Raw genomic sequence first — 23,524 nt, 5'->3', positions numbered from 1 at the left:
CAGGGCTTTCCAGCCCCCCTGCCCCGCTATTTTACAATCGCTATGGCCAGTCCATCATAGCCGGGCAGCACAGTGCTAAGCAGCCGCTCGTCATTTGCAATCCGCTCATTGAACGCCCTCACGGCTTGTATAGCCGGGCCAACTCTGGCCGTATTCATAGTCCTCCCACGCAAAAACACATTGTCGCCTACGATAACGGCTCCTGGCGTCGCTAAAGCGAGCGCATATTCCAAATACACGGGATAACCTTCCTTATCCGCATCGATAAAGAAAAAATCAAACTGCTGACCCTCTGCTTTAAGCTGCTCCATGCTCGCTTTGCCATCGCCGATTTTGAACGTGACGGCCTGTCCATAGCCCGCTGCCTCCACATTGCCGCGCGCGACCTCCGCGTATTCCGCTTTGAGCTCCAGCGACGTCAGCCGCCCGCCTTCTCCCGCTCCCCGCAGCAGGCAAATACCGCTATAGCCGCCAAGTGCCCCAACTTCGAGCAGTTGCTTCGCTCCTGACATGGCGACCAGCATCGTCAGCAGCCGGCCGTAGCCATCAGCGACGGAAATGTCCGGCATCCCGTTTGCAGCAAGGGTTTCGCGCACCCGAATCAGGTCCAAATCTTCCTTATATAAGCTGTCTGCATATTGTTCATTTTCGATCGACATTTTTTTACTCATCCTTTCATTTGTCAAAACAAGCTGCGTTTACTATACTTGATTGTATGATTTTGACCGTGAGGATTCAACTGCGCTTTACATACGAAGGAGAGAGTGACACGAATGACAACGAAAATTGAATTGATCGCAACGACGCCGATGGGCCTTGAGGCGATTGTCGCACGCGAGCTCAAGGAGCTTGGCTATACCGACTTGACAGTAGAAAATGGACGCATTACTTTCCCGGCTGAACCGATCGATATTTGCCGCACCAACTTATGGCTGCGCTCGGCAGGACGGATTTTGGTCAAGGTGGGCGAATTTCAGGCGACCACCTTCGAGGAGCTGTTCGAAGGCACGAAGGCGCTAAACTGGCCTGACTGGATTCCCGGAGATGGCGAATTTCCGGTGGACGGACGTTCCCACAAGTCGCAGCTGTCCAGCGTTCCTGCCTGCCAGAGTGTCGTGAAGAAGGCAGTCGTAGAAAAAATGAAAGAGCGCTACGCAACCGAGTGGTTTCCGGAAAATGAAGGCCGCTACGTCATCGAAGTTACGCTACTTAATGATCGCGCGCAGCTGACACTTGATACGACAGGCGCTGGCCTGCATAAGCGCGGCTATCGCAATGTGGCGACGGAAGCGCCGCTGCGCGAGACGATGGCAGCTGCGCTGCTGCAAATTAGCCGCTGGCAGCCGGAGCGTCCGCTCTACGACCCATTCTGCGGGTCGGGCACCATTCTGATTGAGGCTGCTATGCTGGCGTGGAACGTCGCTCCTGGGCTGCGCCGCTCCTTCAACAGCGAGGGCTGGCCGCTAGTGCCGGACCAGCTGTGGGAAACGGCGCGTGAAGAAGCTTTTGATGCGGTGAAGGATGATGTGGCGCTGCAAATTGCCGGATCGGATATTGACCCGGGCGCCATCGAAATCGCGACAGCCAATATCAAAAAAGCCGGCTTCGGCAAAGACATTAAGCTGAGCGTCATGCCAGCAGCGAAAATTAAGCCTGAGGGCGAATACGGCGTCATCGTGACCAACCCGCCATACGGGGAGCGTCTTGGCGATGATCGCGAGGCGGAAGCGGCGCTGCGCCAGTTCGGCATGTCGGCGCTCCATTTGCCGACCTGGTCATTTTTCGCTTTTACGCCTGTTGCTGCTATCGAGCATTATATGGGCCGCCCTGCCGACAAGAAACGCAAGCTGTTCAACGGGCGGATTGAATGCAACTATTACCAGTTTTTCGGACCAGGCGGCCTGTATGCAAACCGCAAATCCCAATCATCAGAAAAATAATAAATAGAGAAATAGAATCGCTTTTTGGGAGAGGAAAGGGACTCTAAGAGAGGGACTTTCAATTCATGCATCAAAAAAGATACAAAGCTCTAACCAACAGCTTGCAAGCAGCAGCCCGCTGCGGACGGCGTCCCTATGGCGCGGAACTGCTGCTTTTTTTCGGAGTGCTGCTGCTCAAGCTGTATGCCTTTGATTTATTTATAGCTGTGCCCAATATGAAAATGAACGTCTATGATGTCAAAATCGCCATCGGCACCCTTGCGCTTTGCAGCTTCTGGACGCTGCTGCTGCCGCTGCGGGGCAGAATCTTTGCGTTATTCGCAATGAATGCCTTGTTCTCGGCTATTTTGTATGCCGATTTAATTTATTATCGCTACTTCGAGGATTTGATTTCCGTGCCCGTCCTGCTGCAGGCCGGGCAGGTGGAGGCCCTTGGGGGCAGCATTGCAACGCTGCTGGAAGTGAAAGATTTTATATTGTTGGCCGATATCCCGCTGCTGCTTGGTTATGCCGTTCTGCTGGCATGGAAACGGCGCACTGCCGAGCCAGCTGCCGTGTCTGTTGCCATAAAAGCTGACACAAACGCTAAGGCCGCTTTACCTCAGCGCAGCAAGCAGTCGCATTGGCGAGCAAAAGCACCGCGTTTATTCTTAAGCTTCGTCCTGCTGACCATCGGATTAATGGTGACCTTTGGCGGCATTAACGATGCCAAGCGCACATGGGCAAAAGGATTATTCGAAAGCAATTGGTGGAATTTATCACTTTATAATGTGACAGGCGCACTAGGCTTTCACGGCTATGATCTGTATCGTTATGCGGCGCTGCATTGGCTGAATGCAGAAGCTGTCTCTGCCGAGACGACTTCACAGGTGCTCGCCTGGACGGAGCAATCCGGGCAATCGCGCGCCAAGCTGGAGCGGGACTTAAGCTTTGGCGCGTATAAAGGCAGCAATATTATTTTGGTACAGGCAGAAGCTTTCCAGAACTTTATGATTGGCAAGTCGTTCAACGGCCAGGAAATAACGCCGAACATCAATAAGCTGGTCAAGAGCAGCGCCTATTTCAGCTCCTTTTATCACCAGACCGCGCAGGGCCGAACGTCGGACGCGGATTTTGCCAGCAATTGCTCGCTTCAGCCGCTCGCCAGCGGCTCGGTATTTATTCAATATGCCGGGAATGAATTCCAATGCTTGCCGCAGATGCTGCATAATAACGGCTACTACACTAGCGTTTTTCATGCCTACGAAGGAAGCTTCTGGAACCGCAATACCATGTACGCGAATATGAAATACGATGCTTTTGTGAGCAAAAAACAATACGAGCTGGACGAGCCGATCGGCTGGTCGCTTGGAGATAAATCCTTTTTTCGCCAATCGCTTGACCAAATTGCCGAGCAGCCGCAGCCGTTTCATTCCTTTCTGATCACGCTATCCAGCCATCACCCCTATCAAATTCCCGCAGCTGAACAGACGCTTTCGCTCGGCGAGCTTGAGGGCACGATAATGGGCGATTATTTGCAAGCGATCCATTACGTGGATGAAGCGCTTGGCGAGCTTATTGAACGGCTTCAGCAGGAAGGGCTTTGGGATCATACGATATTTGCCATGTATGGCGATCATGATAATTCGATCAGCGATTGGAGCTTGTTTGAAGCGTTTCTGGGCAAACCGTTAAATGAGCTGGAGCGGGAACAAATCGTTAAGCAGGTGCCGTTGCTCGTCCATTTGCCAGACGATCGTTATGCAGGAGCCTATACCGCTCCGAGCGGACAGCTTGATGTCACGCCAACGCTGCTGCATTTGCTTGGAATATCGTCAAGCGAGCTTGCGATGATTGGAACGCCGCTTATTACGGAAAGCATGCGTCAGCCGCAGCAAAACAGCAAGCTTGTTGTGCTGCGCAATGGCGCATTTACGAATGGCGACGTTTATTATATCCCTTCCGCTGATGGGCTTGCCGAGCATGGCACATGCTGGAACGTTGCGGAACAATCACCTGGCGAACTGGCTCCATGCCTTAACCTGAGGGCTGACGCGCAAACTGAGCTGTCCATGTCGGACCTTCTGGTCATCCATAATTTAATCCCCGCGCTTTATGATAAAAGCATGGTTCGAGTCGGCAGCACCCAAATAGCCGCTCGAAAATAAAGCAAATGCCCCATGACAGGCCGCAATACAAGCGGCGATGCCATGGGGCATTTTTATGGGGCTGGCCTTTAAGCAGCAAGCCCCCGGTTTATTTTTTACCCTGCGGTCAGGATTTCCCGTGGGTTTGCAGCCAGAGCAAAATATCGTCAATGGTCCTGACCGGCACGACAAGCAGCTCAGGCGCTGCGCTCTTCGCCTCCTCCTCAAGCTCTGCCGGTACGAAGAAGACATCCGCATCGGTCCGGCTCACCGCATAGGCCTTCTGCGGTACACCGCCAACGAGGCCCACCGAGCCATCCGGCTCTATCGTGCCGGTGCCAGCGACTTGCAGCCCATGTGTCACCCCGCCTGGCGTAAGCTGATCCAGAAGCGCCAGCGTGAGCATGGCGCCATGGGACGGCCCGCCGATATGGGCAATATACGAATAATAGCTGACAGGCCTAGGGGCATCCAGCTTCAGTTCATTTTGCACCGAAATGCCGAATACGGCGCGCACAGGCAATTGATCGGTCGCAGCAGCCGCCGCTGTCTTCACCTCAAGCGTTAACTTTTCTGCTAACGTCCCTCTTTGAACACCGACTTGAACCGTTTCTCCCGGTATAACAAAGGCTGGATCTGCCATAATGGAGGTCAGTTCCGTCACACTCTCCACCCCCTTGCCATTCAAGCTGACGATTAAATCGCCAGGAACGAGTGCGCCCTGAGCAATGGCATCCTTCGTCATGCCGACAATGCGGACCCCCGTCGTTGTTACGCCATTTCCTATGCCCGCCTTGCCCTCGGCAATCGCAGCGGCCACACTGTTCGCATCTGTTTTCATCGTCGAAACGAGTGTATAGGACTCTGACAAGGAAGGCTCGTTCTCAGGCTTGCGCTCAAACGTATATTCCGGCAGCACCAGACTGTACAGCCAGTCCGCAGGCACTGCAGGCCGATCAAACACCAGCACGCCGCTAATGCTGCCTCCAGCGGCTCCTCCTTCGACATGGGCATAGCGGTTCATGTTCATCGTAAGGCCCGGATAAGTGACGATATAATTTGTCGGGTACACCAGTACAAAAGCAGCGGCTAGCCCAGAGCCCAGCATCCAAATAAAGGTTTTAGGCCAGCGCCCTCCCCGCTTCTCCATACTGCGGCGCGCAAGCAGCTCGCTCCAAACCATTTCAATGCATACAATCAGCAGCATGCCCCCGATGAGCGGCAGCGACAGTATTAAACTTTGCGGAAAAATAGCAATGCATCCGATAGCGGACACACCGAGCAGAGCGATGCCATATTGAACGACTGCAAGCAGCCGCTCGAAACGAATCGTGGCAACGCGAGCAAAACCGCCGCTACGATTCACCCGCTCCACAATGCCTCGGCAGCCGCCAACCAGCCAGAGCAATGGAATGAAAGCGAGCGCATAGAGCAGCCAGTTAATCATATCAATCCAAAGCATGCCAGAAGCGGCCAGCTTAAGCGGAGCAGGGAGCCAGATTAGCTCGGCAGCTGCAATGTACAGCAAGGCCAAAATCAATCCAGCGATATAATAGCGGAAACGACGCATGCTCACTCAACCTCCTCAAATATTAAAGCATAAGCGGGCACTGCCTTCAAAGAATGGCAATGCCCGCTCACGCTTCAATTGGCAAAAAAAGACCCAACAGATGTTGAGTCTCTTCCCTGCTGCCGTATGTTGACTATCCTTTAATGTAACGTTTGGCCTTCTCAATGGCTTCATCTTCAGTAGCGCCTTTTATATAACGTCCATTAATAAAAATAAATGGCGACCTTGCGCAAGGCCCGCAATAGGATTTGCAGCCAACCCGAATTTCCGCATCGGGCGCTAGCTTTTGCAGCTTCGGCACCAGCGTCTTAACCTGATAAAACCTGCATTTATCACATACCATTATATCATTTGCCATTATTGTTAGTCCTACTTCCGTATTGTCTTCGGTCTCACGGCCTGTTAGTGGTCGCCGTGATTGCCTTGGGAAGGGTTCGTAATGGCAAAGCCTTCTTCCGGCACATAGAAGTAGTCAATGCGAATGCCGTCAAGAAATTTGTTGTCCTTCTCCAAAATAACATCGATATCTTTATCTGTGGAAACGACAACATCCTTATCCGTCGGATCATCGATGCCCATGCCATAGTGCGCATGGTCGCCGTGGGAATGCGTCACATATACGCGAAGTTTCTTGCCTTCATTCTCAGGCTTGTCCAGCTCAAGCTTCAATATTTTTGCCGCATTGCGCGAAATTTTGACTGTCATCATCACTTAAACACTCCTTCATTTGTCTAACCAGCAATTAGAAAAAAAATTTTAACTTATCCTATTATACTTGTTCTCGGTTCTGCGGGCAAACCATTCTGCAACAATCATTGTCACGGCTATATCATCAAACGGCAAATAGGGCAATGCGTCAGGCAAAACCCAATACAGCAGCACCGGGACAAGGAACAACAGCTTGTCTTTCCAGGAAACCTCCTTGGAGCGAAGCAGTTGAAAAATTCGGCTGAACGTGCGCTGCCAATGCCGGAGCGATAAAAATTTCCGCATGTCATTCGCCGCCTTTCATTGTTATTTTTCGCCTTCATTATAGCATAATCATCCCTGCTGCAAAGCTGGACTAAAGGCGGGCACTCCTCTTCCTCCATCCTGTTCAACCAGCAATAGCCGCAGAAAATCGAAGCTGCGCTTCATTTCCTGCGGCTATTCGCGCTCTGCTTTGCGCATAGCGTTTAAATTAGAAAATGGCTAAAGCTCCCGTTCCCGGTGAAGCGACAACGCCTCCACAAGAAGCGGCTTCACCGCCTCATAGATGGCGGGCAGCTGCTGAGGCGGCAGCGGATTTTCTCCCCGTCCCGCTTCAATCGTAAAGCCTGGCCTTCTAAATCGCTGGATAAACCAATCTTTATAGCCAGCATCGCTGCCTGTCAGCTTCACTGGCTTATAACCGCTGACGAGGGCTAGCCGCTCCGCCAGCTGCTCGGATTCCTTTGGCTCATAGCCGCGATAGTTCCAATATATTTCCTCTCCCTGCGTGTGCAGGGCGACGGTCAAGTCAAAACGCTGTGCTGTCGTTAAATTCGCCATCGCCATCGCTTCTGGCTCACTTAACGGATACGGTCCCGGATAATCGCGCGGACCAGGCCCTTGAACTTCGCGCCGCTGGCACTCTTCCTCCCAATGTGCCGGAAACTGGTCATTCAAATCGACGCCGCGCGCATTGGCTTTCCATTCGGCAAAGGACTCCCTGCCTTCATTCCACGCCATGAGCTGGGAATAAAACGGGTGGGTAGGCAGCGCCCCTTGCTGCGCAAGCTCTACGCCATCCGGATTGACCATAGGCACGGCCCACAGCGTCGTCTCCTCATGCAGCCGCAAAGCCAGCTCGCCGCAGATCGAGCGGCCTTCAGCGCATGACGCAGCATAATCCCCTACGAATCGCATAAGCATAGCCGACGTAATCCATTCATTCGCATGGAAGGCTCCATTCATATGAATGCTTCTTGCACCCGTTCCGCAGCGCAGCGCAACAATGGGCTTGCCGAGCACGCTATGCCCAATCGTATGAACGGTGACAAATGGGTACGTTTGCGTCAGCTCGCGGCAGTTCGCGAGCAGCTCCTGATAACCGTATTTATTTTCCCACACTACATTAACCGTATTCCTCACCTCGCTCCAAAATTGCCTCTCCTGAATTATATTCGGCAAAAAAGCCTCCCATGCCACTTGGAGGCCACTGAAAAAGTCCTTTTGAAGCAAGAAAGGTACATTCACTCATGAAAAATGAGGAGAATGTGCCTTTTTTCTTGTATTAATGAAAGGAATACAGGAAAGCAGGTGAGCTAATGATTCAAATGCAGCAAACGCTGGTTGTCAGTCCATATATTGAACTTTACAAACTGGTTATACCCAAGGATAATATGCAACGGCAAATCAATGAGCTCGTTTACTTTTCTTTTGTATATGAGGAACTGAAAGTAAACTATTGCCTGAACAAGGGTAGAAATGCTATCGACCCGATCCGGATGTTTAAGTACTTGCTGCTTAAAGCCCTTTTTGAATTGTCTGACGGTGATCTTGTCGAGCGATCTACATACGACATGTCGTTTAAGTACTTTCTGGATATGGCCCCAGAAGAGTCGGTGATTGACTCCCGTTCGTTAACCAAGTTCCGCAAGTTGCGGCTAAAGGATATGAATCTGCTGGACCTGCTGATCAACAAAACGGTAGCCATTGCAATCGAGAAAGGTGTAATCCAGAGTAAAGCGATCATCGTCGACGCGACCCATACAAAAGCTCGGTACAATCAGAAGTCCCCACGGGAAATGTCGGATGACAAGAACTTTAGTACATTCCCCCATTCTCTTTCGATTCGTATAGGTTAGGCTCCTTCCTTATGTCGCGATTCGTATTATGTCTTCAACGTCAAGCGGCAGCCGAAATTTTCTAGGCTGCCGCTGTGAATTATAACACGCGTTAATTCTCTAATTTACGGGTCAATGCCTCGAGACTTTGATCTACCGGACTGGTGCAATAAGTTATCTCGGTTGTAGGGATTTTTATAACTTCCCCTTCCAATGAATGAAGTGTTAAAAATTCTTCATCCATCTCTTCACAAAAACCTCGTACGAAATCGTTTTTCTCTTTAACGGCAATTAGCACAAAACGTCTCTCATTTACAGACCATTCTATAAATTTACGGATGTTCTCGTTCAAGAAAATCACCATCCTATTCTATTTTATGAGGAATTATTTGGATAATTTCTTGAAAACTTGTCGTTATTGAATTTATATTTTCATTTACAGCCATAATGTCCCTTAACATTAAATCATTTTCGTTGTTCATAACTAATATATATTGCCTAATATCATTATCAAAGAAGAGCTGCATCATCTCTTCCTTAAAAGTGATAACCGTTTCTTTATTTTTTCCCTGGTAATAGTCATTAAATAAGACCTTACTTTCACCTAACTCATTTAAGTAAACAAGGTCAAAAGTTGAGTCTTTGATAAGTGAAGTAATTAATAGCGAATTGTAGGCATCTTTTGCAAAGAAATGACCGTTTTTCTCCGCTGTGCTTATCCTATTATTATTACCATCAACCCACACTAATTCTGGAATCAATCTAAGATCTTCATTCCTATCATAGGCCATAGTTTGCAAATCATTATCGGAAAATGTGTATTCCTTATTATCACCAACATATAAACGAACCACTGATGCATGCGCACCTAAATAGAAATTGGAAAACGAATCGACCAAGGGGAAAATAATGATTTCTTCGCTTCCATTTTGATCCCATTTAATATCTAACTCTAGATCAATAGTTTCATTCTTCTTAGAATTAATAATATAGGACTTACCCCATTTTTCCTTACCTTTCTCCGAGATTAATATCGTATCCCTCCCTTGCATTGCGATTAATGTGATATTGCTATCTATCTGGGTATTTTCGATAAAAATCTTTCCTGTTAACTTACCATTAAATTTACTATTAAGTTTATAATATGGATACTTACTCTCATAATTTTTTTCCGTAAAATCTGAATTCAGCTGGAAATCAAAGAAAAAATGCGGTTCTGTCGCCTGTCCCTCATCGACGAGATTATTTGCCACAGGTTGGTTATTCCTTTCAGTTTCATGAGCAGAATTCGTAGCGGTTCCACCGCAACCAGATAACAAACAAATTAAAAAAACATATAGAGGTAAACGTCGAAATGCATTCTTCATGTTTGTTAATCCCTTCACTTCCTAAGATTTTAGAACAACACCCTCTCATATTCTGAGAGGGTGTTGTTCATTAACGAAAAATTAGCCATTAGTACCAATTGTACGTACCCAATCAGTATATGCCCAGTAGATGCTTCCTGAATAAGCTACGGAGTGAGCACCAGTAGCCCGGAACTCAGCTGCAGTTCCTTGCGGATGATAAACACTAATTTCAGAATATGCCGTTTTATCAAAGTCCCAGAAGGCGGATCCACGATCAATATTACCAATTGCAACAATACTCCAACTACCATTCTCTTTTTTGTACAGAGAAGGTTGAGCCGTGGCAGCATAGAGTTTGCTTTTGGAAACCGTCTTTGCTTCCGCCCATACTTCCCATACATTCCCTAAGCCAGAAAGATAAGTGGGATCAATTGTGATGGCACTTGAAGCAGTAGCTGCGATACTGAAACTACGTGCACTTACTTGCCCCTCTACATTTGGTAGAAAACCAAAATCTACAGTTGCTGGATAATCTGCATTAACATCAAATCCAGGAGCTACAAACTCAACTTGTTCTTCAGCTGCAACAACACTTCCTCCAACAACCAACGAAAGTGTTATAAGTCCAGATACTAGTGCCTTTTTCAAATTCATCTCTACTATCATAATATGGAATAATAATTAATAATAGTATCATATATAAAATTGTGGTAAGTCACAACAATTAGGTTCATGTTGTCATAAAATGTTCACATTTGCATAATTTCAGTCGGTAAACTTGGCATTTTTCTTCATTACTCAATACTCGTTACTCACATCAATCTCCCTTTTCTTACGGAAAAAGTTGTAGACAGTTCCATATTTAATAACATTTATTTTGAAAAGCACAAAAAAAGAACCTCCTGGCTCGGAGGCCACTGAAAAAGTCCTTTTGAAGCAAGAAAGGTACATTCACTCATGAAAAATGAGGAGAATGTACCTTTTTTCTTGTATTAATGAAAGGAATACAGGAAAGCAGGTGAGCTAATGATTCAAATGCAGCAAACGCTGGTTGTCAGTCCATATATTGAACTTTACAAACTGGTTATACCCAAGGATAATATGCTGCGGCAAATCAATGAGCTCGTTTACTTTTCTTTTGTATATGAAGAACTGAAAGTAAACTATTGCCTGAACAAGGGTAGAAATGCTATCGACCCGATCCGGATGTTTAAGTACTTGCTGCTTAAAGCCCTTTTTGAATTGTCTGACGGTGATCTTGTCGAGCGATCTACATACGACATGTCGTTTAAGTACTTTCTGGATATGGCCCCAGAAGAGTCGGTGATTGACTCCCGTTCGTTAACCAAGTTCCGCAAGTTGCGGCTAAAGGATATGAATTTGCTGGACCTGCTAATCAACAAAACGGTAGCCATTGCAATCGAGAAAGGTGTAATCCAGAGTAAAGCGATCATCGTCGACGCGACCCATACAAAAGCTCGGTACAATCAGAAGTCCCCACGGGAAATCCTTCAGGATCGTTCCAAAAAGCTAAGAAAAGCCGTATACAAGATCGATGAATCCTTGAAGGCCAACTTCCCAGCAAAGAACACGAACGATGTAGTGGAGGATGAAATCGCTTATTGTCAAAAGCTCATCGATGTGATTGAAGCTGAGGGAGGTATCTGTGCGCTGCCTAAGATAAAAGAACCATTAAATCTGCTTAAAGAAACGGTTGCAGATGACCTTGAGCAGCTTCGAATCTCGGAAGACCAAGATGCAAGGGTCGGCCATAAGAGCGCGGATTCTTCATTTTTTGGTTATAAAACCCATATTGCGATGACCGAAGAACGAATCATTACAGCGGGTATTGTCACAACAGGCGAAAAGAGTGACGGCAAGCAGCTGCAAGCGCTGATCGAAAAAAGTCAGGCCACAGGGATGGAAGTCAGAACGGTCATTGGGGATTCGGCTTATTCAGATGGCCTGTCTAGAAAGCGAAAAAACGACCGATATTCCTTAAAACGGGAATTTGGGTCGTCTTTTATTTTGTGCTTGATTGCTCTCCTCTAAAATCACAAGTTTTTCAGTGGCCTCTGCCACTTGCCAGCGGCTTGGAAAGCTTATTCGAAGGATGGCAGAAACGGCTAGAGCCGTTATCCGATCGTTGGCACCTGCCATACAACAGGCGTCAGCTCAATCTGCTCGCCAAGCCATTGCTGGGCAATGGCTTTGAACATTATTGGGTCGCCGCTGGAGAAAAACTGATGAACAGGCAGCACTTCTCCTCGGGAAAGCTGACCCTTATCATGAAGGATCGTACTAATATCGCGAGCCGTCTCGTCTGCGGAACTGATCAGCTCTATGCGGGAGCCAACAACTTCAGCGATCGCTTCTGTCAAAAAAGGATAATGCGTACAGCCTAAAATAAGGCAATCCATCGGATATAGGCTTAAGTGTCCGATAGATCGGCGAATCGTCTCATACGTTTCGCTGGAACGAAAATTGCCCCGCTCCACAAGCGGAACAAATAACGGACAAGCCTCGCTTATAACGCGTACGCTTGGCGACAGCTCCTTGAGCGCTTGTTCATAAGCGCCGCTTCTTACTGTTCCCTCTGTACCAATGACTCCAATACAGCCCGTCTGGGTGCGCTTGATGGCAGCTCTTGCCCCAGGATTGATAACACCAATGACAGGTATGTTTACTCTAGAACGTATATCCTCCAGTGCAACCGCTGTAGCGGTGTTGCAAGCTATAATAATCATTTTCGGTCGAAACTGGATTAAATAATCGACAATTTCCCGTGTGAATTGAACGACTTCCTGCGAAGGACGAGGTCCATATGGTGTTCGAGCCGTATCCCCAAAATAAATAATTTTTTCACGCGGCAGTTGGCGCATGACTTCCTTGGCGACGGTAAGCCCGCCCACGCCTGAATCAAGTATGGCAATCGGTTGCTGCACAAACACACCGCTTTCTTAAACGTATTGTAGTCGCTCATGAGGAGAATAAGACATCAATAGCATATGTTTTCAGCTATCAAAACGTACCTACATCTTATCTCAATTATGGACAGCCTACAAGAATTACGCTTAAGAAGCGGCGCAATACGCACCCTGGAAAATATGGACAGCAGCTGACAAGGTGAAACGGTTGTCGCCGTCCTTTGGCGGTGCGGCGCGTTTCATTCCGAGAAATATAGAGAATGGTTATCGTTACGAAATCCTTTCCTATATTTCAAGGTGAAACGGTTGTCGCCGTCCTTTGGCGGCTAGTTACCGTTTCGCGTTGAAATATAAGCCCATTATAAGTGTGAAACTTTCATGCTTATATTTGTGTAAAAGGAAAGAGCCTGCTCCCTATTAAGGCAGGCTCCATGCATGGTTGCTGCTCTATTCCTTATATAACACAGCTTTACAACGCGGTCGTCGACGCACTATTTTTCAATCGCTTCCGAAGCTTCCGCTGCTACCGTTTCAGCTGTTCCCTCAGATGCCAGCTCCTCCGAAAGGCTTGCTGCTTCCACTAAGTCTTCTAGTTGCCCCAATTCACCCGCAGCCTCCGTCGTTAATTGAGGCCCACCTTTTCTCCATGTACGCGCGCTGCTAATGAGAGCCTCTGCTCCATCCTTGGCATAATCCGCGATGTGTACCGCTTTATCGCCCAGCTGTCTTGCCGCCCTAGTCGTTTTCTCGCCGCACTGCTCTACTGCTCTAACCGTTTTTTCACTCAAATCTTGAACGCCGCCTGCAATATCCTCACGCAGCTCCTTGCCTGCTTTTGGAGCGAGCAGCAGCGCTGTAACGGTTCCTGCAACCGTACCTGCCAATGCCCCCAACAAAAATCCTTTCGTTTGCTTCTGCTTTGCCATACGATTCGCTCCCTTCATTATTGCGGCGCATTCCGCCATTTCCGCGCCGTTATTGCTTTCAGCTATTATGCTTGCGCTTAGTTTGCCAAAGCTGCCACGCCAGCATACCTAGCTCTGCCCATTCCATCGCTTCTTTTGCCTTATTTCTCGTGTCAGCCTTCGCTATATGCTGGGCAGCGGATTCGGACAATAGCGAGGAGACCCGGCTTACGGTTTCTGTCGTTTGCTCGATCGTCTCGCCAATTTGCCCTGCCGCTGAGAACAAGGATTGGACATTTTGCAGCTGCTGGTGCACCAGCAGGAGGGATTGCTTAGCCGGCTCCATTAAAGCGACTGTCTCAGCCGCTGTATGCTGCAGCTGTCCCCGCAGCTCGTCGGCGCTTGTGCGCAAGCTTTCGAGCTGAATCAGCCCTTTGCGCAAGCCAAGCAATACGCCCACCACTAACCCAATAAATGCTAATGTAGCTGCAATCGCGCATCCCGCTATAAGGTTCATCGCCCGTTCACCTCCCGTTGTAAACCAGAGCAGGGCATCTGCCCATTTCGTAATGCCATTATAAGCAGCATGGGCTTGTCTTGACACAACGGCATGCAAAAAAACCGATGGCTAGAGCAAGGTCATATGACCTGCCTGTCCATCGGTTTCTTCCTTAAACGTATATAGACCCTATATAAAACCTATACGGCACTTATTTTGTACGTGCACTTGGTCCCGCCTTTAGCGAGGCATTCGGTCCGCTCTACCTCTGCATGAAGCAGCGACTGAAATAACGTCAGCTCACAGCTGCAAGCCTGCTGGTATTTATTCGCTACCTGAGCGATTGGGCAGTTATACTCATTTAATACAAAATGCCCCTCGCCTGCCGGCTCGACCTCAACCATATAACCTCCGGCATTTTGAATAGCTGCAAGCTCCAGCACCTTCTGCTCCAGTGCTTTGCCCGCCATGCGCGGAGCATAACGCTCCAGCAGCTTCTGCTTGCGGCCTTCAAACATGCGGGTAATAAGGCCTGCTGTAGCTGCCTCGTCTGCCAGCTCACCGAGTAAATCAAGCGTCAGCGTATGGTAGTTTTTTGGAAAACGGTCATCCGCGTGTGAGGTAAGCTCGTATCGATGCAGCGGTCTTCCCATTGCCTGCTTGACCATCACAATTTGTATAGCTTGTTCCTCTTCAAGTGCGTACATATGTCGCCTGACGGCCATTTCAGTCAGCGCAAGCTCGCTTGCAAGCTGCGCGGCACTCATAGAGCCATTCATCTTGAGCAAATGCAAAATGCGCTGGCGCGTAGAGCCTGGAGACGTTCTCTTATCCGGCGCAGGACCGGCGCTTCGTTGATTTTGCTGCTTCATCCTATCGCCACCTTCGAACGCTTGTTACAGGTATTGTAACATATTCTAAAAGTATGGTGTGTACGATTCGGTTTAAACTTTTCCCTCAAAATCAACCAGCTCGCGCTCCAGATAAAGCTCCACTTCCTGTTTGAAACGCAGCAATTGCGGAGCTAGCTGACTGGTTAGCGGATGCAGCTCGCCGCGCTGCCATTCATAATACTGCTGAACGAGCGGCCTGCGCAGCTGTACCAATTGCTTGAACGTCGGCAGCAGCTCTGCGGAAAACACGCCTTCCGCTCCAGTCACTTCCACAATATCCTCATAACTGCTCGCATCACGCATCATAAATCCGTCAATAAGATAGCTGCCGACATCGGTAACGGTTTCAACTGCAAGATGCAGCGCCCGCTCCTGTGCCAGTCCTTGCAGCATGCTGCCATTCCACTCGGCTGCAATGAAGGTCAGTGCCTCAGAAATATCAGGAATTGCATTAAGCCTCACCGCAATTTGTTCGCGATTCACGTAATACATACCGCTACGCCACCTTTATCGTTACTTCTTCTTTTTGGCCTTGCGCTTCAGCACAGCGACCATAATAATGCTGCTGGCAATAATGACGAACAAATACGTCATTATTTGATATAAGTCTTCTCCCATTGCCATTAACGTCCTCTCTTAAGGCTGGCGTGTCTTGGAGACAGCGACGAAATAAAGTACCGCTAATTTTCTCGCAGCGCCTTAGCTTTCAAAATCGATGCTTACAGATGCTTCGCGAACCTGGGTCATATGCTCAATTACTTTCTGGTGTACCGGATGAACCTGATAAGCCGCCAATGCATCAAGCGATTCGAAAGTTGTAATCAGGCCAATATCATAAGAACGTTCGGAATGCAGGACGTCCAGGCCAACCGTAATCGATTTTAATTCGTCAATTTTACCTTCCATATTGCGAAGCACCTGTGCGGTCGTTTCCACGCTCTCGGCGCTGTTATCCTTTAGTTTAAACAAAACAATATGCGTAATCATTATCGTATTACTCCCTTCGACTAGTGGAATTGCTTAAACCCTTTTGTCACATAATAACCCAAGCAGCCGCAATCCGGCAACGTTAATCCGATAAGAGAGGACTGATTTAACATGCGTTATAAATTTACAGCCATCGCCGCCCTGATTGGACTGGCTTTATGCCTGTACAATTCAACCGGCTACGACCCGCATAATATGGTGTTCTTTATGTTCAGCGTCCCAGCCTGGTTCGTTGACTTGTTTATCGATGTTCATGAGGTAAGTGTGATGCTTATGTATGTACTTACTGTTGCTACATGGGCGCTGCTCGGATTGATTGCCGACGTCATCGTGTACCGAACCTCGTCCAGAACGCGTTATCGCGCCTAGCATCAACGGCCGAAAACCGTCCTCTGGCGGCAAAGCTACCGTTTCGAGGGTGAAATATAAGCCGATTACAAGGGGGAAACTTATACATGCTTATATTTTTAAAAAGAGGAGCCAGTCGGCTCCTCTTCTTGTTTATAAAACCTATGTGCAGAAAGCGCCCCAAAGCACCTTCTCTTTTTAATGAAAAATTCGTTTATTAAGCCGCTTCTACAATTAGCTTCGTCTTCATCTCCATATGACCCGTACCGCATGGAACGGAGCAATGCATCACATATTCGCCTGGCTTGTCGAACTCAATATTCGTTTCCAGCTTTTCGCCTTCAAGATCAACATTCAGCTCATCAATTTTCAAACCGTGAATACCGCTTTTGTTTTTCAGACGAAGAATGACTTTGTCTCCAACCTTCACTTTATATTCTGTTTGATCAAAAGTGAAATCGGCGTTGGCTTGTACGTTTACCAAAACCGTACCTTCAGGCAGTGAAGCAGATTCATCCACTGGCTTTGCCGGCAAGCCTGCTGTTAGCAAATAAACACCTAGCAGTGATGCCGCTGTCATTAATACAAACATAATCCACTTATGCATTACAACGTACTCCCCTTTACTATCTAATGTTTACTTCTTATATTACATAAGATCGTCCTATGTACTCAAGCTTAAACTGATTAAGGGGAAAACTTTTTTGGTGATTATGACAAAATGATGAACTTTTCTCAATTGCCGCTAAAAGCAGCTAGGGTGTTGCTTGACATTTCATTTGTAAAGCAGTTCTTATTATTATCGACAATACGTTCGAAGCAACTGCTCCGATTCCGAACGAATATATCCCCATAACAGAATGAAACGGTGGCGGTACCCTCGACAAATATACTGCGCCTCCAGCCCATCCTCACTTCGCTTCTCTTCAACCATTTCAATGCCCTTGCTTCTCAGCTGTTTACGAAGAGCAGTAAGCTCCAGCAACACACGGTCCTGCAAGCCAAGCAGCATCGTCTCATAAAGCTTTGGAAGCTTGGCTTCGCTTGAATGAAGCACACGTATATCATGATCCAGAATCCGTACAATGATGCCAAGCAGCACATAACGCCTTGCCAGCACAAGCTCCTCCTCTCTCTGAATCGGTTGACGCCTCATAACTAGCACACGCGCAGTCGGTTTCTCCAATGGCTTCATCGAAATAAACAGCCCCCTTCGCAATAAGAACACTTGTTCCTATTATATACAAAGTGAGCCGGTTTATACAAGTGCTACATTGCCCAACGTTTACTTATTTTTATCCTTTAAAATTTCAATCATTTGACGAATTTTATCCGGAAGCGGCAAACCCAATCTTCCGTAATTTTCAGTAATAGAGATCAGTTCATTGGCAATATAAAAATAAATAGCCGCTCCCATTGTCATATTATTAGCATCCAACAATAGATCTACACGGTGTGCGATGAGTATAACGAGCAGCATAAGCCCTTTGCGAGCAATTCCCCATGCTCCAAATGAACTGTTAAGGCCTCGACCCTCCTTTAAAGATGCAGACACACCAGTCACATAGTCAATAGCCATAACGACGATCAGCAGTGTAAGCGATTCCATCCATACACCAAAAGCAAATGTCACAATAGACCCCAGAAACGCACAAATGGAGCAAAAATATACAAACCCAGGCATCAGGTATCCTCCTCTTCTCAATCCATACAATATCGTATGCTGAGAGATTAGGGATGGTCTGTTCATTCTATTAAATATGCGGATAACTAAGCAAAGCTCTTCCATCCGCCATCCTGATCTAATAGATTTTTCCTTTCATTAGCCAATATTGCTTACCCTCCCTTTCTTAAACACTACCATGATGACGGCTGCCAGCGCCAAAATCAACATATTGGTCAAATCCCAAAAAGGCCAAATCGTAACAAAGCTATTAATATACGGAATGTTGGGACCAATGGTATAAGCCAGCCCAAACATCAGCAAGCCGAATGGAAATATAATTGCACGTTGTTCTCGCAGGCCAAGAAATTGAGATAGGCCGTATACAAAGGCAAACGCATTAATTGACATTTTCACATAGGTCGAAACGATATAGCTGATGACCAATACAGCCTCTACACGTTCTATAAATCGGCCAATGCTAATTCTTTTGGCCATGGCGTACGCGGCATAAATTTGATGCTCCGTCATATAATCGCCCAGCACGAGCAGCGACATAATAACGATCAGAAATAAGGAACAGCTCGCTACTAGGGAGACCAGCATAAAATCTCTTGTCCAGCTGTTTGTCTGCTTCATGAAAGGAAAGAGCATAAAAAAGGTAACCATTTGAAAAAAGGGAAAAGAGGTTGCATACAGTACGCCTTTGCCATAGTCCGCTGCTTTATGATGAAAAACAGGCAGTAGATTGGAGAGTGAAGCTTCTGGAAGCAGCATAACAATGAACATGATGAACATCAGCACCAAACCCACGATAAAAATCTCGGCCGATTTTGCAAAAACAACCAGACCAGCCCTCAAGGTAATAACAACTAGAATAGTAATCATAAGCACGATTACTCGTACCGGCGTTTCCGGCATCATTTGAGTTGTAACAAAGTCACCAACAACTCTCAATTGGGTACCAATGGCATTAAAAAGCAGAAATAAGAAAAACAGGCTGCATAAGCCGCCCAGCCATTTTCCTAGAGCAGCTCGATGAATCTCAATCAATGTAAGCCCCGGAAAAAGGCGGTAGCACTTATCTACAAACCAGACGACGACAAGTCCTGAGAACATGCTTAGCAAAGAGGGAATCCAGGCATCCGAGTCCAGAATGGAAGCAAGCAAGGTCGGAATAAACCAGAACATATCGCCCACGATGAAAAATAGAACGAGTACAGCCATTTGTCTAGCGCTTATGCTTCCCTGCTTCGGCATGCCCTCACCCCCTCGACTTAAAATGCATTAAACCAGTTTTCCAGCGGCTTATAAATGTACACAATAATATTTAGTGGACTAGGCAATCTGATTTGGTTGAAGGCACATATACTCAAAAAAGCACCCCCCGCCAGCATAATCAGATAAACAAAAATTTCTTTTTTCCAGCCTTTTTTCGCGAGCTTCGGCAGCTCGATGACCGCAAGCGTTATGGCCAGAGCCGATATAATCAGAATTCCAGCCACTTAGCCTTCCTCATTTCTTCAAATAGTTTTGAAACGCATCATTTGTCGTGCCGACCTTCGGAATCTGAAGCTCAATGTCATATTCCAGCTTGACCTGGGGAAACAGCTCATCCCAGTCATCCTTCCACTTCTCCCACTGCTTTGGCTTGTATTCATGAAACGTATTACCAAAGCCAAATATATCGGAATTATAGGTTTTCTGAACATGCTCAACAGCTCCCTGAATGACCCCCCTTATCCTCTGCTTTCCGTTTTCTTCAAGCATTTTGATCGTTTCTGGTTTCGTTAAATCGATTTTGCATTCCACATCGGCTACCGATGCCACCTGCTTCATCTTCACCTTAATGACCGGCTTGCCGTCCACGACCTTGGGGATAAGCTTCGTTTTATTGCGCAATACTTCCATGACAATATAACCGCCATCTGGACAGGTCTGATGGCCTACGGTGCTTGTCACGTTATCCATTATATAATTGTAGCCCTTGCTATAATTTTCATTGAGCCAGCCAATAAGCTTGTCAGAATGAAAAACAGCAAGCCCGGTAATTCGGGTACGCGTTCGTGAATCCGCTTGCTGGATATTCGAAATATTTTCCCCTTGCCGGGCTTTGCCTTCCAGCCGAACTCCGGTCAACACAGGGCTAATTCCGTCTGTAACAAGCTGTTCGATCAAACTTTCAATCGTAACCGTTGTCGTGGGTGCCCATGTTTTGGCAGATGTATCCAGCGCATAAAATAAATTTTCCGCCGGAATTTTCTCCAGCGACGTCAAAATTTTCAAAATTTGATTCGCCGGCGCTTTATGCGCGATCATTAAGTAAAAATCCGTTCGTGCTTCCGGATTACGTGACAGCAGATCGAGTACATTGGCTATCCCTTCCCTCGCCAGCGATTCCCCGATGATCAGCACCCGGATATGCGCGGAATATATTTTTCGCGAGCTGGTTTCCGTCAGTTTGCGGAACGCTTCAAATACGGTTGGCGCGGTCGCCTCATACATGGCAACCGGCGAGCGCCCTCCCCCGCCCGCCTTTGCCGACAGCTCGCTAGGAATAACAACCTGAACGGAGACCCGGTATTGATTGCCAACCTTGTCAATGGCCGTTCCCAGCTGAATGCCGAGCGTATCCAGCTCCCGCCGATTCCAGCAGCCGCTGACTGCAGAAGCTGCAATTGACCATACCAGCATTAGCAAGAGCAGTTTGCCTGCTCGCCAAGTAAATCTGCTCATGCTTTATCCCCCTAAATTTTCTGTTTGTTCCTCGGTCTTTGCCGAACCAAATTTTTCTCTGCGGTTGCAACAGCGCGCGTTCGCATTTTCGTCCAGGGCAGCCGAAACAGCGTATCCTTCTGATTGCTCCATATGAATGGGGAAAACGACTGCATATAGGGAATGCCGAACGATTGCAGACTATTCAAATGCAGAACGAGCAAAATATAGCCCAGCAAAATGCCGAATAGACCAAAGGAAGCGGCAAGCCCCATTAAGACGAAACGAATCATCCGTACCGATATCGACATGCTCGTAGCCGGAATGACAAAGCTCGATATCGCCGTAATCGATACGATAATGACCATCGCCGCCGAGACGATGCCCGCGTCTACAGCGGCTTGTCCAATAACGAGCGTACCGACGATCGAGACCGCTTGACCAACGGTTTTCGGCATTCGCACGCCAGCTTCCCGCAAAATTTCGAATGTGAGCTCCATCGCAAGCGCTTCAATAAAGGCTGGAAAAGGCACTCCCTCACGCTGAGCCGCCAAATTAATAAGCAGGCTCGTCGGAAGCATTTCTTGATGAAAGGTCGTTATGGCGATATAAAGCGACGGAGCAAGCAGCGTAATCATAAAAGCAATAAACCGCAGAATCCTCAGCAGAGTACTGATGTCCGCCCGTTGATAATAATCTTCCGCTGATTGGAAAAATTGAATAAACAGCGCCGGAACCAGCAGCACAAAGGGCGTACCATCTACCAAAATCGCAACTCGGCCTTCCAGAAGACCGGCTGCAATCGTATCAGGCCGTTCCGTATTGTAGATCGTAGCAAAGGGCGTCAGTGCAGTATCCTGAATCAACTCCTCAATATAGCCACTCTCCAGAATACCGTCGATATTGATTTCACCAAGCCGCTTTCTCACTTCCTCCACGATCTTCTCATCCGCTACATTGCGCAGATACATAATCGATACGGAGGTTTTTGTAATCTTGCCAATTTCCATGCCTTCTGTCCACAGCTGCGGGTCCTTGATCTTCCGCCGAATGAGCGCTCTATTGGTAGCAATATTTTCAGTAAAAGCTTCCATTGGACCCCTAACGACAACCTGGGAGGTAGGCTCGCTGACATTGCGATCCTTCCAGCCCTCGGCGGCTACACAAATCGCATCTGGACTGTCTGCCAATAACAGAACAGCCCAGCCGGACAGCAGTTGATAAAATAACGGGTCCCATTCGCTGATCGTAACGGTTTCACCGACCGCGAGCACCGCATTTTTCAAATATAACAGCCTATTGCCGCTTTTGCGGCTCGCCGTTTGCTCCTCAGACATAAAATAATCCAATATAACATGATGAATCACAGTGGAATCCGTTAATCCATCCATATAAACAAGCGCCGCTTGCAAGCCATTGTCATTATTCATTTCTTTAATCACGAGATCCTGGCTGTTGCCAAAGCTGGCTCTGATGAACGAGAGATTGCTCATTAATTTCCGATCCAGCCGCTTATCCACAGAAGCGTTCATCTACAAACCACCTCCCCAAGCTGCACATAATTGCATATATTGTCCAAGAGGACTTCCAATTATTCCTTATAATTGGAAATCCCTTCACGCTAGCCCTCTCCTTTCTTGCTCCAGCCCTGTCTCAATCGGGCGGCTATATAACTTAGCAGCAGCAGCCCCGGCGAGTAAGTAAACACCCAGAACAGCCACGCCACATCGAATTGTACAAAAGCAACGATGCCCGGTGCCAAAAAATAAGCATAGCCGACAATAAGAAACCCAAATGGACGCATCATAAAACGATGGTCCTGAAGCTTAAACAGCTGCTGCAGCCCCCGTACAAAAGCATAGCCATATATGATGCATCGAAAATAAGTGGAAATGATATAATCAATCGCCAGCACCGCTTCCAGACGCTGCACAAAGTCGCCGATATTGATTTTCTTAGCCATCACATAGGGCGAATAGACGGTATGTTCAGTAGCGAATACCCCCAGAACGCATATACACAGCACAATAATTACCCAAATGGCTATACCTGCAGCAAGAGCAGCCAGCAAATAATCACGGGCAGCGTGTTCGCTTTCCTCCACGCTATCGAAAATCATCAGGAATGCGAACATTTCGCAAAAAGGAAATGCGATAAAAAAAAGCGCCCCCTTCACGATGCCCGGAAATCCCGTTACCTCGATCGGCAGCAGTTGAGTAAAATCTATTTTTGGGATAAGCAAAATAATGAGCAAAATAAACAAAGCGGAAAAAAGCGGGAAGACCACCTCGCCCAGTCGAGCAATCGTCGTGATCCCACCGCGAATGGCAAGCGTAATCGGCAAAACCAGCAGCAGGCAAATGACTAGCTGCGGCGTCTCCGTCATCATTTGCGTCGTTACAAAATCCGCGATTTCCCGAACCTGAGTAATCGAAGTATTAAACATCATTACGAGAAATACGAGGGATAGAAGTCCACCGGCTATTTTTCCAAATGCTTGATTATTAATATCGATTAGGGTTTTCCCTGGAAACCGTTTGCTGATTCTGAAAATAAACCAAGCAGCTCCAACACCAAATGGCACGCCAATTAACCCCGACATCCAGGCTGATTGTTTTGCAAAAGCAGCTGTCAAGGGAGGCAGATATAGCTGCATATCGCCAATAATGAAAAATATAACGAGGATGGCTAGCTGCCTCACGCTAATCGTTTGTTGTTCGCGCTGCACTTCGTATCACCCGCTTTGCGTTTGAAATATAGCCGTAATCCATTTTGTCCAGCAAGATGTTGAATTA

The 23,524-nt window shown here is 47.5% G+C and carries 26 protein-coding genes and 2 pseudogenes; 5 read left to right on the top strand and 23 right to left on the bottom strand.

The window, feature by feature from the left end; translation table 11 throughout:
* Positions 1-26 precede the first annotated feature (26 nt).
* Positions 27-659, bottom strand: a complete 633-nt coding sequence (locus AC6B99_RS19530; RefSeq protein WP_496664032.1) for an O-methyltransferase — start codon at positions 657-659, stop codon at positions 27-29.
* A gap of 114 nt (positions 660-773) precedes the next feature.
* Here AC6B99_RS19530 and AC6B99_RS19525 point away from each other — a divergent pair, with 114 nt between their 5' ends.
* Both AC6B99_RS19525 and AC6B99_RS19520 read left to right on the top strand, forming a co-directional pair.
* Positions 774-1,940: a THUMP domain-containing class I SAM-dependent RNA methyltransferase gene (locus AC6B99_RS19525; protein WP_496664031.1), complete on the top strand. Its 1,167-nt coding sequence runs from the start codon at positions 774-776 to the stop codon at positions 1,938-1,940.
* A 65-nt stretch (positions 1,941-2,005) separates the two neighbouring features.
* Positions 2,006-4,087: an LTA synthase family protein gene (locus AC6B99_RS19520; RefSeq protein WP_496664030.1), complete on the top strand. Its 2,082-nt coding sequence runs from the start codon at positions 2,006-2,008 to the stop codon at positions 4,085-4,087.
* Positions 4,088-4,193: 106 nt separating this feature from the next.
* Here AC6B99_RS19520 and AC6B99_RS19515 read toward each other — a convergent pair whose 3' ends face one another.
* From AC6B99_RS19515 to AC6B99_RS19495, 5 genes are all read right to left on the bottom strand, one after another.
* The gene (locus AC6B99_RS19515) at positions 4,194-5,636 is read right to left on the bottom strand and encodes a S16 family serine protease (RefSeq protein ID WP_496664029.1); all 1,443 of its coding nucleotides are present in this window, start codon (positions 5,634-5,636) and stop codon (positions 4,194-4,196) included.
* A gap of 133 nt (positions 5,637-5,769) precedes the next feature.
* The gene (locus AC6B99_RS19510; RefSeq protein ID WP_056029575.1) at positions 5,770-5,994 is read right to left on the bottom strand and encodes a YuzB family protein; all 225 of its coding nucleotides are present in this window, start codon (positions 5,992-5,994) and stop codon (positions 5,770-5,772) included.
* A gap of 44 nt (positions 5,995-6,038) precedes the next feature.
* Complete coding sequence (locus AC6B99_RS19505) at positions 6,039-6,341, bottom strand: hypothetical protein (protein ID WP_056032761.1); 303 nt, start codon at positions 6,339-6,341, stop codon at positions 6,039-6,041.
* 51 nt (positions 6,342-6,392) lie between these two features.
* On the bottom strand, positions 6,393-6,629 hold the full coding sequence (locus tag AC6B99_RS19500; protein ID WP_056029577.1) for a hypothetical protein: 237 nt from the start codon (positions 6,627-6,629) through the stop codon (positions 6,393-6,395).
* Between the two features lie 198 nt (positions 6,630-6,827).
* Positions 6,828-7,787, bottom strand: a complete 960-nt coding sequence (locus AC6B99_RS19495; RefSeq protein ID WP_235533031.1) for a M14 family metallopeptidase — start codon at positions 7,785-7,787, stop codon at positions 6,828-6,830.
* A gap of 137 nt (positions 7,788-7,924) precedes the next feature.
* On the opposite strand from AC6B99_RS19495, the pseudogene AC6B99_RS19490 reads away from it, so the two are divergent.
* Positions 7,925-8,407, top strand: a pseudogene (locus tag AC6B99_RS19490) (transposase); the annotation flags it as partial.
* A gap of 148 nt (positions 8,408-8,555) precedes the next feature.
* On the opposite strand, the gene AC6B99_RS19485 reads toward AC6B99_RS19490, so the two are convergent.
* The 3 genes from AC6B99_RS19485 to AC6B99_RS19475 all read right to left on the bottom strand — a co-directional run bounded on the left by AC6B99_RS19485 (position 8,556) and on the right by AC6B99_RS19475 (position 10,446).
* Positions 8,556-8,795, bottom strand: a complete 240-nt coding sequence (locus AC6B99_RS19485; protein ID WP_496664028.1) for a hypothetical protein — start codon at positions 8,793-8,795, stop codon at positions 8,556-8,558.
* Between the two features lie 13 nt (positions 8,796-8,808).
* Positions 8,809-9,810, bottom strand: coding sequence for a hypothetical protein (locus AC6B99_RS19480; protein ID WP_496664027.1), 1,002 nt, complete (start codon positions 9,808-9,810; stop codon positions 8,809-8,811).
* Between the two features lie 81 nt (positions 9,811-9,891).
* Positions 9,892-10,446, bottom strand: a complete 555-nt coding sequence (locus AC6B99_RS19475; RefSeq protein ID WP_496664026.1) for a hypothetical protein — start codon at positions 10,444-10,446, stop codon at positions 9,892-9,894.
* A gap of 372 nt (positions 10,447-10,818) precedes the next feature.
* Here AC6B99_RS19475 and AC6B99_RS19470 point away from each other — a divergent pair.
* A pseudogene (locus tag AC6B99_RS19470) lies at positions 10,819-11,754 on the top strand (transposase); the annotation flags it as partial.
* A gap of 173 nt (positions 11,755-11,927) precedes the next feature.
* On the opposite strand, the gene racE reads toward AC6B99_RS19470, so the two are convergent.
* The 6 genes from racE to AC6B99_RS19440 all read right to left on the bottom strand — a co-directional run bounded on the left by racE (position 11,928) and on the right by AC6B99_RS19440 (position 16,003).
* On the bottom strand, positions 11,928-12,737 hold the full coding sequence (gene racE, locus AC6B99_RS19465) for a glutamate racemase (RefSeq protein WP_056029580.1): 810 nt from the start codon (positions 12,735-12,737) through the stop codon (positions 11,928-11,930).
* Between the two features lie 473 nt (positions 12,738-13,210).
* Complete coding sequence (locus tag AC6B99_RS19460) at positions 13,211-13,645, bottom strand: YtxH domain-containing protein (protein ID WP_496664025.1); 435 nt, start codon at positions 13,643-13,645, stop codon at positions 13,211-13,213.
* 58 nt (positions 13,646-13,703) lie between these two features.
* On the bottom strand, positions 13,704-14,228 hold the full coding sequence (locus AC6B99_RS19455) for a hypothetical protein (protein WP_494858264.1): 525 nt from the start codon (positions 14,226-14,228) through the stop codon (positions 13,704-13,706).
* A gap of 95 nt (positions 14,229-14,323) precedes the next feature.
* The gene (locus AC6B99_RS19450) at positions 14,324-14,995 is read right to left on the bottom strand and encodes a helix-turn-helix transcriptional regulator (protein ID WP_496664024.1); all 672 of its coding nucleotides are present in this window, start codon (positions 14,993-14,995) and stop codon (positions 14,324-14,326) included.
* Positions 14,996-15,067: 72 nt separating this feature from the next.
* A complete protein-coding gene (locus AC6B99_RS19445; RefSeq protein WP_494858262.1) occupies positions 15,068-15,508 on the bottom strand; it encodes a HepT-like ribonuclease domain-containing protein in 441 nt (146 codons plus the stop codon).
* 207 nt (positions 15,509-15,715) lie between these two features.
* Positions 15,716-16,003 (bottom strand): Dabb family protein, encoded by a 288-nt coding sequence (locus AC6B99_RS19440; RefSeq protein WP_056029594.1) that lies wholly within the window; start codon positions 16,001-16,003, stop codon positions 15,716-15,718.
* A gap of 111 nt (positions 16,004-16,114) precedes the next feature.
* On the opposite strand from AC6B99_RS19440, the gene AC6B99_RS19435 reads away from it, so the two are divergent.
* Positions 16,115-16,372, top strand: a complete 258-nt coding sequence (locus AC6B99_RS19435) for a hypothetical protein (RefSeq protein WP_056029597.1) — start codon at positions 16,115-16,117, stop codon at positions 16,370-16,372.
* A 196-nt stretch (positions 16,373-16,568) separates the two neighbouring features.
* On the opposite strand, the gene AC6B99_RS19430 is transcribed toward AC6B99_RS19435, so the two are convergent.
* From AC6B99_RS19430 to AC6B99_RS19395, 8 genes are all read right to left on the bottom strand, one after another.
* Complete coding sequence (locus tag AC6B99_RS19430) at positions 16,569-16,958, bottom strand: cupredoxin domain-containing protein (RefSeq protein WP_056029600.1); 390 nt, start codon at positions 16,956-16,958, stop codon at positions 16,569-16,571.
* 192 nt (positions 16,959-17,150) lie between these two features.
* Entirely contained in the window at positions 17,151-17,546 is a 396-nt protein-coding gene (locus tag AC6B99_RS19425) for a YhjD family protein (RefSeq protein WP_235533032.1), read from the bottom strand.
* A 90-nt stretch (positions 17,547-17,636) separates the two neighbouring features.
* A complete protein-coding gene (locus AC6B99_RS19420) occupies positions 17,637-18,035 on the bottom strand; it encodes a phage holin family protein (protein WP_056029603.1) in 399 nt (132 codons plus the stop codon).
* Positions 18,036-18,173: 138 nt separating this feature from the next.
* Positions 18,174-19,274 carry a GerAB/ArcD/ProY family transporter gene (locus AC6B99_RS19415; protein ID WP_056029606.1) on the bottom strand — a complete coding sequence of 367 codons (1,101 nt, stop codon included), beginning with the start codon at positions 19,272-19,274 and terminating at the stop codon, positions 18,174-18,176.
* Positions 19,275-19,291: 17 nt separating this feature from the next.
* Positions 19,292-19,519, bottom strand: coding sequence for a hypothetical protein (locus tag AC6B99_RS19410; RefSeq protein ID WP_046230012.1), 228 nt, complete (start codon positions 19,517-19,519; stop codon positions 19,292-19,294).
* Positions 19,520-19,529: 10 nt separating this feature from the next.
* On the bottom strand, positions 19,530-20,750 hold the full coding sequence (locus AC6B99_RS19405; protein ID WP_494878171.1) for a Ger(x)C family spore germination protein: 1,221 nt from the start codon (positions 20,748-20,750) through the stop codon (positions 19,530-19,532).
* An 11-nt stretch (positions 20,751-20,761) separates the two neighbouring features.
* Positions 20,762-22,261, bottom strand: a complete 1,500-nt coding sequence (locus AC6B99_RS19400) for a spore germination protein (protein WP_046230013.1) — start codon at positions 22,259-22,261, stop codon at positions 20,762-20,764.
* Positions 22,262-22,350: 89 nt separating this feature from the next.
* The gene (locus AC6B99_RS19395; RefSeq protein WP_056029613.1) at positions 22,351-23,457 is read right to left on the bottom strand and encodes a GerAB/ArcD/ProY family transporter; all 1,107 of its coding nucleotides are present in this window, start codon (positions 23,455-23,457) and stop codon (positions 22,351-22,353) included.
* Positions 23,458-23,524: the final 67 nt, after the last annotated feature.

The organism is Paenibacillus liaoningensis, assembly GCF_059609455.1.
This window is presented reverse-complemented; position numbering and strand designations above follow the sequence as displayed.

Coding starts and splice junctions, on each gene's coding strand:
- AC6B99_RS19525 (WP_496664031.1), top strand. CDS start 774: ATGACAACGAAAATTGAATTGATCGCAACGACGCCGATGGGCCTTGAG.
- AC6B99_RS19420 (WP_056029603.1), bottom strand. CDS start 18,035: ATGCCTGGGTTTGTATATTTTTGCTCCATTTGTGCGTTTCTGGGGTCT.
- AC6B99_RS19435 (WP_056029597.1), top strand. CDS start 16,115: ATGCGTTATAAATTTACAGCCATCGCCGCCCTGATTGGACTGGCTTTA.
- AC6B99_RS19500 (WP_056029577.1), bottom strand. CDS start 6,629: ATGCGGAAATTTTTATCGCTCCGGCATTGGCAGCGCACGTTCAGCCGA.
- AC6B99_RS19520 (WP_496664030.1), top strand. CDS start 2,006: ATGCATCAAAAAAGATACAAAGCTCTAACCAACAGCTTGCAAGCAGCA.
- AC6B99_RS19450 (WP_496664024.1), bottom strand. CDS start 14,995: ATGAAGCAGCAAAATCAACGAAGCGCCGGTCCTGCGCCGGATAAGAGA.
- AC6B99_RS19510 (WP_056029575.1), bottom strand. CDS start 5,994: ATGGCAAATGATATAATGGTATGTGATAAATGCAGGTTTTATCAGGTT.
- AC6B99_RS19505 (WP_056032761.1), bottom strand. CDS start 6,341: ATGACAGTCAAAATTTCGCGCAATGCGGCAAAAATATTGAAGCTTGAG.
- AC6B99_RS19515 (WP_496664029.1), bottom strand. CDS start 5,636: ATGCGTCGTTTCCGCTATTATATCGCTGGATTGATTTTGGCCTTGCTG.
- AC6B99_RS19480 (WP_496664027.1), bottom strand. CDS start 9,810: ATGAAGAATGCATTTCGACGTTTACCTCTATATGTTTTTTTAATTTGT.
- AC6B99_RS19415 (WP_056029606.1), bottom strand. CDS start 19,274: ATGCCGAAGCAGGGAAGCATAAGCGCTAGACAAATGGCTGTACTCGTT.
- AC6B99_RS19405 (WP_494878171.1), bottom strand. CDS start 20,750: ATGAGCAGATTTACTTGGCGAGCAGGCAAACTGCTCTTGCTAATGCTG.
- AC6B99_RS19530 (WP_496664032.1), bottom strand. CDS start 659: ATGTCGATCGAAAATGAACAATATGCAGACAGCTTATATAAGGAAGAT.
- AC6B99_RS19475 (WP_496664026.1), bottom strand. CDS start 10,446: ATGAATTTGAAAAAGGCACTAGTATCTGGACTTATAACACTTTCGTTG.
- AC6B99_RS19460 (WP_496664025.1), bottom strand. CDS start 13,645: ATGGCAAAGCAGAAGCAAACGAAAGGATTTTTGTTGGGGGCATTGGCA.
- AC6B99_RS19445 (WP_494858262.1), bottom strand. CDS start 15,508: ATGTATTACGTGAATCGCGAACAAATTGCGGTGAGGCTTAATGCAATT.
- AC6B99_RS19425 (WP_235533032.1), bottom strand. CDS start 17,546: ATGAAGCCATTGGAGAAACCGACTGCGCGTGTGCTAGTTATGAGGCGT.
- AC6B99_RS19400 (WP_046230013.1), bottom strand. CDS start 22,261: ATGAACGCTTCTGTGGATAAGCGGCTGGATCGGAAATTAATGAGCAAT.
- AC6B99_RS19440 (WP_056029594.1), bottom strand. CDS start 16,003: ATGATTACGCATATTGTTTTGTTTAAACTAAAGGATAACAGCGCCGAG.
- AC6B99_RS19430 (WP_056029600.1), bottom strand. CDS start 16,958: ATGCATAAGTGGATTATGTTTGTATTAATGACAGCGGCATCACTGCTA.